Here is an 11798-nt window from a genome sequence, read left to right on the forward strand (position 1 = left end):
GGGTTAGGTGATTACATTAGCCCGGCCTTTTTACGGATAATCGCATGAGCCCTTCACTGGAAACCGCCTCCCCGCCCGCCCCCGGTCTCACCAGCCTCGACCTGGCCCCGGTGCCTTTTGCCGAGCGCACCTGGGGCACGGGCCACTACGCCGCGCTCTGGATTAGCATGAGCCTGTGCATCCCGACCTACATGCTGGCCAGCTCGCTCATCGAGGGCGGCATGAACTGGTGGCAGGCGCTGCTCACCATCTTCCTCGGCAACACCATTGTGCTGGCCCCCATGCTGCTCAATGGCCGGGCCGGGACGCGCTACGGCATCCCATTTCCGGTGCTGGCCCGCGCCAGCTTCGGGGTGCGCGGAGCCAACGTGCCGGCCCTGCTCCGAGCCATCATCGCCTGTGGCTGGTTCGGTATTCAGACCTGGATTGGGGGCTACGCGCTGTATCAGATGGCCGTGCTGTGGGTGCCCGCGCTGGGCACGCTGCCGGCCATTTTCCCGGCCAGCTGGGGCCTGGCCACGGGGCCGGCGCTGGTGTTTTTTCTCTTCTGGCTGCTGAACATGTATGTGGTGTACCTCGGGGTCGAGAGCATTCGCAAACTACTGGTGTTCAAGGCATTTTTCCTGCCGCTGGCGGCGTTGGCGCTGCTGTGGTGGGCTATTTCGGCCGGGCACGGGCTGGGGCCGATATTGGCGCAGCCGAGCAAATTCACGACCAGCGCGCAGTTCTGGGCCTTCTTTTTTCCCTCGCTCACGGGCATGGTGGGGTTCTGGGCCACGCTCTCGCTCAATATTCCGGATTTCACGCGCTACGCCGTCAGCCAGCGGGCGCAGCAGCTGGGGCAGGCGCTGGCCCTGCCCGCGTCCATGACGTTATTCTCGTTTGTGGGCGTGGTCGTGACATCGGCCACCTTCATCATCTACGGCAAAACCATCTGGGACCCGGTGGTGCTGGCCGGCCGCTTCGACAGCAAGCTGCTGGTGAGCTTCGCCATGATTGCCGTGGCCCTGAGCACGCTGGCCACCAACATCGCGGCCAACATCGTGAGCCCCGCCAACGACTTCGCCAACTTCTCACCCGAGCGCATCAGCTTCAAAACCGGCGGCTACCTCACCGGCGTGCTGGGCGTGCTGATATTTCCCTGGAAGCTCATTACCGACCCTTCGGGCTACATTTTCACCTGGCTGGTGGGCTATTCGGGGCTGCTCGGGCCCATTGGCGGCATCATGATTGTCGATTATTACCTCATCCGCCGCCAACAGCTTAACGTGCCCGATTTGTACCAGTACCACGGCCGCTACGCCTACCGGGGCGGCTTCAATCCGGCCGCCATCATCGCCCTCGTCATCGGGGTGCTGCCCAACGTGCCGGGCTTCCTCACGGCCATTGGCGTGCTGGAAAAAGGCGCGGTGTGGCCGACGCTGGTAGCCGTGTACAACTACGCCTGGTTTGTGGGTTTTGGGGTATCGGGGGCAGTTTATATGCTGTTGATGCGTGGGCAGCCTACCGAAACCGCAGCGCCGGCCGGCGTACTGGCCGAGGCATTTTCTTCAATCCCCCGATAACTTTCCTCATGGTAGAAGTAAAGCCGCAGGGCGATGTCGTCGTGTTCAATGTACAGGGCATGCACAAGCTCTGGGCCCTGAAAAGCCAGCTCACCATCCCGCGCTCCCACATTCGCGGGGCCCGGCAGGATGCCAAAGCCGTGGGCCGCTGGTGGAAAGGCTGGCGCGTGGGCACCCACGTACCGGGCCTGCTCACGGCCGGCACATTCTACTTCGAAGGCCAGCAGATTTTCTGGGACGTTGCCAACATCGACCACGCCGTCATCATCGACCTGTACGATGAGGATTACCACCAGCTCATCATCGAAGTAGCAGACCCGGCCGCCGTGCTGGCCCTGCTGAACCCAACCCCGCCGGCCGCCTGAAGCCAGCCACCTATCTGGCGCGCCTGTCCAGTTCGTCGAGGTCGGCCGCGCCCTGGGCCGGCGTCATCCACTGCCAGGGCTGAGGGGCGGCGGGCTCATTCACTTTCAGGTAGTTGAGGCGCGTGGTGTTGGGCACCACAAACTGGCAGGGCTTGGCCACGGGCCAGCTGCCAAGGCACAGCTGCAAGGGCTTGCCGAAGCGCGCCCAAGGCAGCTCCAGGTATTGCCCGGCCCCGAGGGTGCCCATTTCGTGGCCATCAACATACACTTTGAGCGGGGGCGCGCCGGCGGCCTGGGCCGGGCGGTACACGTAGATGTAAGCCGTATCGGTCCGCACTGAGGTATGCGCGCCGGGGTAGGGCGCAATGGCCCCGGTGCGCATATCCAGCCCGTAGGCCGTGGGCTCGGCGCTATGGTCGGGGATGTAGGTTTGGGCCAGGGCCGCCCCTACCGCCCCGGCAATCAACATTCCTTTCGATTGGCTCTGGGCTTGGGCGGCGGCGTACAATTGGTCATCAAGCGCCTCGCCGACGAACGTGAAAAAGCTCCCCTGACGCATCAGCGGGAAAAACTGCTTGTCGTGGAGCACGAATACCTACCGGCCATCCGAGAAGCCCCACAGGTCGGGCGGCACACCGCCGTGGTGCGCGGCCGAGCCCGCCAGCGGCCGCACCCGCGCCACGCGCAGCCACTGGGCCGTGGCCAGCGCGCTCTTGTAGCGCCGCCGGATGGTATCGACAAAAACGGCGAAACAGTATCGGGCCGGTTGGCCAGAAAATGCTCGAACCGGTAGTACAGCCCCCGGCGCGGTGCTTCGCGCAGAATGGCCGCGCCCCGGCCGGCCGTGCCCAGGGCAGCAGGAGCGTCGGCCGGCAGCTGGGCCATGGTGCGGGCAGGCTGCCGGGCCACGGTAGCCCATTCGGCATCGGTGGTCTGGCCCAGGCACTGGCTCAGCAGCTGGGCCAAGTGGCCGGCGTGGCGGCCGGTGGTTTCGTATCCGTAGGCGCTGGCATGCGCCCCAACACCCCGCACAAAATGTTAGCCATCAGTAATTTGCTCGTACACATCGGCCGTCAGCTCGGCAATGGCCTGCTGCTTTTTGCCCCCCATGATTTCGCCAATGTGCAGGCTGCGCACGCACAGCACCACGGTATGCCCGCCCGCCGCCCGCACGGGCAGCTGAATTTGCAGAAAACTGGTGAGCTCCGTTTCCAGCCCCTGCCGGAAGGCCACGGCGGCCGATTTTCCATTCAGCCCCCGATACACGATGCCGATGGGCGGCTGTCCGGCGCGGCCGTCCACCACCTGCTCCACCCCCAGCGTGTTGTCGGATAGCGTCAGGGCCTGATTGGTCAGGTCGAGGTAATAGGTTTGGGCGCGGGCGCTGAGGCTGACCCCGGCCAGCAGTGCCGCAAGTAGAAATAATTTCACGGAAAGGAAGGCGATTGCAGCCTCAAGATTAGGCACGATTTCCCGGACTACCGACCCGGCAGATACCGAAGGGCCGGGCGGCGCGGGAGCCGCTTAGCGCAACAACGTTTTCTTAAAGCTTTTGAAATCCTGCAGAGTAATCAACGGGCCTTTTAGCCGGTGTAAGTCGCTCACGATGCCGAAGCCGGGCAAGGCATAAGCCATTGGCGAGATGGTGCCGTAAGCCTGCCACGCCATCCGCACGAAGGCTACCCCCGGAGAGGCTTCGTGCACGGCTTTTTCATATTCAGGCCGCGCTACGAACTGATACGAATAGGGATAGACCTGCTTTATCTGCGCGTCGGTCAGGCCGGGCGCACGGTCGTCCTGACACAACAGCAACAAAGGGGGCGTGCTGCCCGACTTCACGCGCTGCGGGCCAGTCCCAGCGGCGTACTGCTCCAGTATTTTCACGCAGTACAGTGCGTCGCTCGGGTTCGGCGTGTTATTGAGTAGGGGCTCATTGTGCACGGTAAAATCAATCTGCTTCAGGAATATGCGCAGGCGGAAGCTCAGCAATTCGTCGCGGTGCCCCGCTAGTACTGGGCCAGGCTCGCCATAGCGGCGCATGGGAGGCGGGGCATCGAGGTAGTCAACCGCATCAAAATCAAGCACGTTGAGCTGGCCGGTATTGGCCGCTACCAAGGCCGCCAGCTCAGCCTCTAACTTATATTCCACTTTCGGGGAAAACGTCCAGCCCGGGCCGGCCACCTCTTTTAGCAGCGCGTTGCCCAAGGCAATAGATTGTTGATAAGCCCGCAGGCCGTCGGGCTTTTTGGCCAGCTTTTTCAACTGTTTTTCGTCCTCCTGCTTCAACACTACCAGCAGCGGTTGGGTCCGCAGCAGCTGGGTTTCCTGGTCGCGGTCGCGCTTGAATTCGGCGATGGTGCGGGAAAACTAGGCAAAAACCGGCGCACTCAGCAACAGGCAGCAGCACAGGCAGAAGTAGAATGGACGCATTGAATTGGAAATAGCGGTGAAAAGGTGCGGCTAAAACTACGGAGATTTCGGCCCGGGCAACAAATGCGGCACCAGCCACCCCGTAAGCGGCAATAGTTGGCCTGCCAGGCCGCAGCCCGCGTATAGCAGCGTTGCCTGCCTGGTTCCGGCGGGGCTTTTTCCCATTATGCCAACAACTCCTTCCCCCTCCCCCACCAATTTCACCGGCTTCGTGCGGGTGCGCGGCGCCCGCGAGCACAACCTCAAAAACGTCGATGTCGACATTCCGCGCGATGCGCTGGTGGTGTTCACCGGCGTATCGGGCTCGGGCAAAAGCAGCCTGGCGTTCGGCACGCTCTACGCCGAGGCCCAGCGCCGCTACCTCGAATCGGTGTCGCCCTACGCCCGGCGGCTGTTTCACCAGATGGCCGTGCCCGAAGTTACCAGCATTGAGGGGCTGCCGCCGGCCGTGGCCCTACAGCAGCAGCGCGGCGCGCCCAGCACCCGCTCGTCAGTGGGCTCGGTCACGACGCTGGCCAACCTGCTGCGCATGCTCTACTCGCGGGCCGGCGACTACCCGGCCGGCCAGGGCATCATCTACGCCGAAGCCTTTTCGCCCAACACCGCCGAGGGGGCCTGCCCCACCTGCCACGGCCTGGGCCGCGTGTATGAAGTGACGGAGCAGACCATGGTGCCCGACCCCACGCTCACCATTCGGGAGCGGGCCATTGCGGCCTGGCCGCAGGCCTGGGGCGGCCAGAACCAGCGCGACATCCTGGTGAGCATGGGCTATGATGTGGACACGCCCTGGCAGGATTTGCCGCAAAAGGACCGCGACTGGATTCTCTTCACCGACGAGCAGCCCGTGCTGCCGGTGTACCCCGGCTACTCGCCCGAGCAAACCCAGCGGGCCATCAAGCGCCGCGAGCCGCCCAACTACATGGGCACGTTCACGGGCGTGAAACGGCATGTGCTGCACACCTTCGCCACCACCCAAAGCGCCCTGATGAAGCGCCGCGTAGCCCAGTACATGCTGGGCTCCGACTGCCCCACCTGCCACGGCAAGCGCCTGCGGGTGGAGTCGCTGTCGGTGAATTTTGCCGGGCTGGATATTGCCGAAATGTCGCGCCTGCCCCTCAAGCGGCTAGCAGCGCTGTTGCAGCCCTTTGCCGAGGGCAAAGCCGGCAAGCAGCAGCACGATACGGAGCATCCGGAGCAGGCCATCGTGGCCCGGCGCATTGCCGAAGATTTGGCGGCGCGGCTTACGGTGCTGCTCGATTTAGGCCTGGGCTACTTGTCGCTGGAGCGCGGCACGCCCACGCTTTCGCCCGGCGAATTGCAGCGGCTGCGACTGGCCACGCAACTGTATTCCAACCTCTTCGGCGTGGTATATGTGCTCGATGAGCCCAGCGCCGGCCTGCACCCGGCCGATACCGAGGCGCTGCTGCAGGCCCTGGCCGGCCTGCAGCGCGCCGGCAACTCGTTGTTCGTGGTCGAGCACGATTTAGACGTTATCCGCCAGGCCGACTGGCTCGTAGACGTGGGCCCGGCCGCCGGCGAGAAGGGCGGCCAAATCCTCTACAGCGGCCCGCCCGAAGGCCTCAAGGCCATCGCCGAATCGCAGACGCGGCAGTTTCTCTTCGATGCGCCCGCCCTGCCCGACCAGCCGCCGCGCACCCCTACCGGCTGGCTGAAGCTGGCCGGCGTGACGCGCAACAACCTCATCCAGCTTGATGTAGAATTTCCACTGGGCGTGTTCACCACGGTTACGGGCGTGTCGGGCTCGGGCAAATCCAGCCTCGTGAGTCAGGTGCTGGTAGAATTGGTGGCCGAAAGCCTGGGGCAGGAAATCGCCCCAGAGGAAGAGGAAACCGATGCCCTGGCGCAGCCCGCGCCCGTCACCCTCGGCGGCCACATCACCGCCGGGCTGGAAAATATCAAGCGCCTGGTGCGCGTCGACCAGAAGCCCATCGGCCGCACGCCGCGCTCCAACATGGCCACCTACACCGGCCTGTTCGACCACGTTCGCAAGCTCTTCGCCGCCACCCCCGAGGCCCGCAAGCGCCGCTACGATGCCGGCCGCTTCTCCTTCAACGTAGCCAAGGGCCGCTGCGAAAACTGCGCCGGTGAAGGCTTCGTGATGGTCGAACTGCTGTTTCTGCCCAGCGTGTACGCGCCCTGCCCAGTGTGCCACGGCGCGCGCTACAACGCCAAAACCCTCGAGGTGCAGTACCGCGACCTCAACATCGCCGAAGTGCTGGGCCTGACCGTGGACGACGCTTGGGCATTCTTCGCCGACGAGCCCGCCATCTTCCGCGCCCTCACCGTGCTGCGCGAGGTGGGCCTGGGCTACCTGCGCCTCGGCCAGCCCGCCACCGAGCTGAGCGGCGGCGAGGCTCAGCGCATCAAACTGGCCACCGAGCTCCAGCGCATTGGGCGCGGCAACACGTTGTACGTTCTCGATGAGCCCACCACCGGCCTGCACCCCTCGGATGTTGAGAAGCTGATGCTGCAGCTCGAAGGCCTGGTGGCCGCCGGCAATACCGTCATCGTGGTGGAGCACGACATGCGCGTAGTAGCCGGCTCCGACTGGGTTATCGACATCGGCCCCGGCGCGGGCGAAGACGGCGGCCGCGTGGTAGCCGCCGGCCCGCCGCGCACGGTGGCCCTGGCCAAGGGCAGCCAAACCGCGCCGTACCTAAGGCAGTTCATGGGATGAGGTTGCGGTAGAACGTAGCCCGACATCCCCTAAAAAAGATGAATCCCACTCCCCCACCGCTACCCGACAAATTCTTCGTTCGCCAGGACGAAACCCCCGACGCGGAGTTTTACCACCACCCGCGCTTCGTCACGCACATCGACGACGCAGCCATTGCCGCCGTCACCCAGCTCTACCGCGAGTACTTCGCGCCCGACAGCACGCTGCTCGATTTGATGAGCAGTTGGGTGAGCCACCTCCCGGCCGATATTGCCTACCGCCATGTAGTAGGACTGGGCATGAACGCCGCCGAGCTTCGCGCCAACCCACGCCTCAACGCCCACGTGGTGCAGGACCTGAACGCGCAACCCACCCTGCCCTTCGCCGACCAGCAATTCGACGGTGCCTCTATTTGCGTGTCCATCGACTACCTGACCCAGCCAGTAGCCGTGCTGCGCGAGCTGGCCCGCGTGCTGCGCCCCGGGGCCCCGTTGGTCATCACCTTCTCCAACCGCTGCTTTCCCAGCAAAGCCGTGGCCGCCTGGCATGCCCTCGACGACCGCGGCCACCTGGCCCTGGTGCGTCAGTATTTACTGGCCGCGGGCGGTTGGCAAGCCATTGAGCTGCTCGACCGCAGCCCGCAGCCGCCCGGCCATTCCGACCCGTTGTTTGCCGTGGTGGCCCGGACCAACGCCGGGCTCATGCCGTAAGGCGATGGCAGGAAAAGAAAAAGGCCGTTTTCCATGTGGAAAACGGCCTTTTCTTAGGTAGCGGGGACTGGAGTACAACCTACATTTCTAGGCCGATTGCGAACGACTGAAAAAGCAGCCCAATTATGCTGTAAACAGCTTTTTGCTACCTTCCTTGTCGGGCTAAATCGGGCTGAATACGGTTAAAATGTCGCAGTGTGTACCCTTACGTGTACCCCGGCAAGGGTACACACCCTATATTTATAGCGGCAACTACAGACACACTTTATGGCAACCGTTTCCTTTCACCTGAAAGAGCCGGGGGTAGACCGCCCCACGGCCATTTATGCCCTGCTGACCATTGACCGGCGGCACCGCATCAAAGTCTACACCGGGCGAAGCATTCACCCCGACAAGTGGATAAAGGCCGAACAGCGGGCGCAAGTGCGGGGCAAGGGCAACGAGCTAAACGGACTGCTGAACGATGCGCTGAGCGATATGGAAAAGCAGTTGCTTTTAACCCATGCCGAAAGCCTAGCCACCGGCACCTTGCCCACGGCCGCCGCCCTACGCGAAGCCGCCGCGCCTGAACGCCCCGACGAGCCCGCGCCCGTTCCGGTGGGCGGGTTGTTCTGGCAACGCTATGAGGAATGGGTAGACTACACCCGCGCCGCTGGCACCGTTCGCACCGCACAAGCACACGCCACCGCCGGGCGGCACCTTCGGGAGTTCAGCCAAGCACAGGGTTACGCTATTGACTTTGACACCCTCACGCCCACCGTGGGCGATAGGTGGGCCGCTTACCTGCTGAACGTGGCCGGGCTCACTGACAACACAATAAACAAGCATTTGGGCCGCCTCAAATCCTTTATGAAGTGGGCAGCCAAACGAGGCTACACTGACAACGCCGCTCTAACACAAGTAACGTGGGCGCGGCGCGAGCCCGACGTAATGGCCCTGAGCGCGGCCGAACTGGTTGCCCTCGAAACCCTACCGCTTGCCATAGGCTCCCGCCTTGAGAAAGCCCGCGCTTGGTTCCTGCTGGCTTGCTATAGTGGCTTGCGGTACTCCGACCTCGTAAGCATCAAGCCGCAACACCTGCGCCCCGCCACGGCTACGCTTCCGGCTCACTTGCGCCTGACCGCAAAGAAAACCCGCGCCGTGGTGAACGTGCCACTGAGCGCCCGCGCCCTTGAAATCGTAAACCGGCTGCTGGCCGGTGAGCTTGCCACGGTAAAGAGTGGGCCAATTACAAACCCGGTGCTAAATCGCTTCCTAAAAGAGCTGGGCAAGCTGGCCGGTATTGATTCGCCTATCGAAGTAATCCGATACCGGGGCGGCATTGCCGACGTTACTACAGCCCCCAAATATGAGAAGCTGACTGTGCACACAGCCCGTAGAACCTTTGTAACCCTGAATCTTGGCAAGGGCATGAGCGCCGAGTTTGTAATGAAGCTGACCGGCCACACTTCGTACAAGTCCTTTCAGCGTTACGTGAACCTCACGCCGCAACGAGTAGCCGAAGAATTTGCCCGTTTCCACGAAATGCCAGAATAGACAATGGGACATCATGTAGTAGGCAATACCACCCGCGTTGATATTGCTAGAGCGGAGAGCATTGTCGGGATAGTTAGTACACTCAATCCCGATGTAAAAGAATCGATTACAAGTTTCGTAGCTGAATTTTATACAGTATGGGCGAATGGCGTTTTGGGTCAGTCAAACTTTCACGATGAGGTTGTTAAAGTAGGGCGCACATTTAAAAAATTGCTTGATAACAATCCAGACGACGCGGCTGACCTAGCCGATGCTTTTTGCTTAGCTATCCGGCTTGAAATAGACAGAATAGAAGATGAAGCCAGCAACTATATACCAAGCACCGCCCCGCTGCCTGATTCACCCCAAGAGATTGCAATGTGGCTGGCGGCGCAAGGCCAGGTCCGCAAGGACAAAGCAGTTGAAATTCTATGGGGAATCTTACCACCTTTTGAAGAGGCATCTACTGCCCGTAATAGAGCTGTTTACTACCGTAATAAGTTGGGAGCAACTATCCAGCTTTACCAATATGCTCGCGCTTTTTATGAGGCCCATATGCCTAAACAGTTTGCCATTCGCCCCAACCTGCCAGCCTATTACACCGCTCCCCTAGCGGTGGGAGTGCAATCCATATCCCCGAATAAAAGCACCACCCCGGCTACTGTTACGGTTAGCTCGAAAGCCACGATAGCCGAGCTTTGCATATCTCCATTTACGCCAGCAGACCTGAGCAATCTATTGCAGCATCTGCGCCTTATTGATTCACGGGGTAATTGCTTGACAAACGATTTAAGAGGCAAAGCACAGGGCTTGCGAAGCAAATTCACAGCTGCATACCGCGTGCTACATCGGCGGGGGTTAATGGACTCTACTTCTAATAATGCCGAATGGGTAAACGCTTTTCATATTGCTTATGGGGCCGCAATTGGTGAAACGGCCCAAAACATAGAGTTAACCGGTCACGGCAAAGCTGCGGCTACTTCATCATTGCCTTTCAAAAAAGGAGTAGATGAAGCTGAGACATGGGTGAGTGATTGGCGGGAAAATCAATCTTAAAAGGACTTTTAACACCTTCTATTGACCCCTATTGCCTGCTAATACAAGCCTTTTTCATTAGCGGGCAATAGGTGTAATTGCTTTGCATCACTCGACCGACACACTCCCCGGCGGGCCACATAAATGCAAGTAATTATCCCCGTAGGCGTTACTTACGCCCAAATGCTCGATGACTTTAGAGCGTTAATCCGACACGAGCGAAGCGCCGCCCCAGTTGCTACCGCCGCTGGCACCCCGCCCGCCGACGAGCTACTGAGCATCCGAGAAGCGGCCGAAATGTTAGGCGTGACCATCCAAACGGTACACGAATGGAAACGGCGCGGGCTGCTCAAGTATCACAAGCTGGGAAGCCGCACCTACATTAAAAAGACCGATGTGTTGGCTGCTTTGCAAGGGCACCAACGGAGCGAGAAGCCGGGCAAGGGTGCCACGGCCCGCAAAGGTTCACAACGGCCCGCAGTAGCCTAATGCGCCCCGGCTCGTGTACGATAACGCCGCCCTGCACCTGACCTTGCCCGGCAACGACCCCGGCGCGGAACAGCGGCTTGCCAATTCCGTTGCCTTTGCCGAATCGGACGGCCAGCCCGACGAGCGCGGCCGAATCGGGGCAGCTTACCGAGGATTGCGGTTGAAGTACGCCCCGGCTACCGGCTTTCTACAGGTTCGCGGCTCCCTTCACACCTTCGCCCACGGCCACAATCTGGGCACCTTCACCGCAGCCGAGGCGCGGGCCGCCTGCGCCGAGTTGGCGGGCGTACTCGATGTGCCGCCCGAACGGCTAACGGTGCACCGTTTAGAGGTTGGCCTGAACCTTCCTGTAGCTGATTCGCCGCGCCAGTTCCTCGAAAGCCTTGCCAGTCACAAAAACAGCCCGTTTGTGGCACTCAAACCACCGGCCGGGGCCGCCCGCCCATTAGAGTACGGGGCGCACCATGCGGCGTATCGGCTGAAATTCTACGACAAAGGACTCTACAGCCGACTACAGGGCCGCCACCCGCCCAACACCGCCGCCCCGCACTTGCTGCGCTACGAGGTTGTTTTTGAACGGAAGCGGCCCATGCTCACCGTAACCGGCCTGTCAGAATTGACCCTTGCCGACCTACCCCGCCCGCCGGTAATGGCTGCCTTTGCCAATCACCTGCGCCTTCATTGGAACGCCACCCAACGCCGACAACACATGAACTACGCCGACCTCTCCCTTGCTGATGCCGCCCTACTACACGCCGCTACGGACGTTGCTTTTTGGGAAGCCATGCGAGCCACGCAAGCCCGTAGCACCTACACCCGCAACAAGGCCAAAGCCACGGCCCTACTGCGCGAGCGCACCGAGCCGCACCCCTACGATGCCGTTTTTGCCCGCGAGCTGGCAAGCATTACCCAACTGGCTGCCGCTGCCTGACCGCTGCCCATAAATGGGGGTGTTTGCCACCCTTGTAATCAATTGGCAAACCACCTTTTCAGGCAGCACCCCGGCTAGGGT

At 61.7% G+C, this 11798-nt stretch carries 12 protein-coding genes; 8 read left to right on the forward strand and 4 right to left on the reverse strand.

The features are described from left to right. Positions 1-44: 44 nt before the first annotated feature. Both KQ661_RS01305 and KQ661_RS01310 read left to right on the forward strand, forming a co-directional pair. Positions 45-1565: an NCS1 family nucleobase:cation symporter-1 gene (locus KQ661_RS01305; RefSeq protein ID WP_216685452.1), complete on the forward strand. Its 1521-nt coding sequence runs from the start codon at positions 45-47 to the stop codon at positions 1563-1565. Positions 1566-1573: 8 nt separating this feature from the next. Continuing rightward, a complete protein-coding gene (locus tag KQ661_RS01310; RefSeq protein WP_216685453.1) occupies positions 1574-1930 on the forward strand; it encodes a hypothetical protein in 357 nt (118 codons plus the stop codon). 10 nt (positions 1931-1940) lie between these two features. On the opposite strand, the gene KQ661_RS01315 is transcribed toward KQ661_RS01310, so the two are convergent. The 4 genes from KQ661_RS01315 to KQ661_RS01330 form a co-directional block, all read right to left on the reverse strand. Further along, positions 1941-2519: a hypothetical protein gene (locus KQ661_RS01315; RefSeq protein WP_216685454.1), complete on the reverse strand. Its 579-nt coding sequence runs from the start codon at positions 2517-2519 to the stop codon at positions 1941-1943. Continuing rightward, entirely contained in the window at positions 2489-2962 is a 474-nt protein-coding gene (locus tag KQ661_RS01320) for a hypothetical protein (RefSeq protein WP_216685455.1), read from the reverse strand. Before KQ661_RS01320 ends, KQ661_RS01315 begins: the two co-directional genes overlap by 31 nt. Positions 2963-2968: 6 nt before the next feature. Continuing rightward, a complete protein-coding gene (locus KQ661_RS01325) occupies positions 2969-3361 on the reverse strand; it encodes a hypothetical protein (protein WP_216685456.1) in 393 nt (130 codons plus the stop codon). Positions 3362-3454: 93 nt separating this feature from the next. Then, positions 3455-4219, reverse strand: coding sequence for a hypothetical protein (locus KQ661_RS01330; protein WP_216685457.1), 765 nt, complete (start codon positions 4217-4219; stop codon positions 3455-3457). A 307-nt stretch (positions 4220-4526) separates the two neighbouring features. Here KQ661_RS01330 and KQ661_RS01335 point away from each other — a divergent pair, with 307 nt between their 5' ends. The 6 genes from KQ661_RS01335 to KQ661_RS01360 all read left to right on the forward strand — a co-directional run bounded on the left by KQ661_RS01335 (position 4527) and on the right by KQ661_RS01360 (position 11717). Continuing rightward, positions 4527-7058, forward strand: a complete 2532-nt coding sequence (locus tag KQ661_RS01335; protein WP_216685458.1) for an excinuclease ABC subunit UvrA — start codon at positions 4527-4529, stop codon at positions 7056-7058. 38 nt (positions 7059-7096) lie between these two features. Next, positions 7097-7747: a methyltransferase domain-containing protein gene (locus KQ661_RS01340; RefSeq protein ID WP_216679009.1), complete on the forward strand. Its 651-nt coding sequence runs from the start codon at positions 7097-7099 to the stop codon at positions 7745-7747. A gap of 267 nt (positions 7748-8014) precedes the next feature. After that, positions 8015-9283, forward strand: a complete 1269-nt coding sequence (locus KQ661_RS01345) for a tyrosine-type recombinase/integrase (protein ID WP_216685459.1) — start codon at positions 8015-8017, stop codon at positions 9281-9283. Between the two features lie 3 nt (positions 9284-9286). Next, on the forward strand, positions 9287-10318 hold the full coding sequence (locus KQ661_RS01350; protein WP_216685460.1) for a hypothetical protein: 1032 nt from the start codon (positions 9287-9289) through the stop codon (positions 10316-10318). A gap of 123 nt (positions 10319-10441) precedes the next feature. Then, complete coding sequence (locus KQ661_RS01355; protein WP_216685461.1) at positions 10442-10786, forward strand: helix-turn-helix domain-containing protein; 345 nt, start codon at positions 10442-10444, stop codon at positions 10784-10786. A gap of 13 nt (positions 10787-10799) precedes the next feature. Then, on the forward strand, positions 10800-11717 hold the full coding sequence (locus KQ661_RS01360; protein WP_216685462.1) for a hypothetical protein: 918 nt from the start codon (positions 10800-10802) through the stop codon (positions 11715-11717). Positions 11718-11798 lie beyond the last annotated feature (81 nt).

It is taken from the genome of Hymenobacter siberiensis (assembly GCF_018967845.1).
Lineage (GTDB): Bacteria > Bacteroidota > Bacteroidia > Cytophagales > Hymenobacteraceae > Hymenobacter > Hymenobacter siberiensis.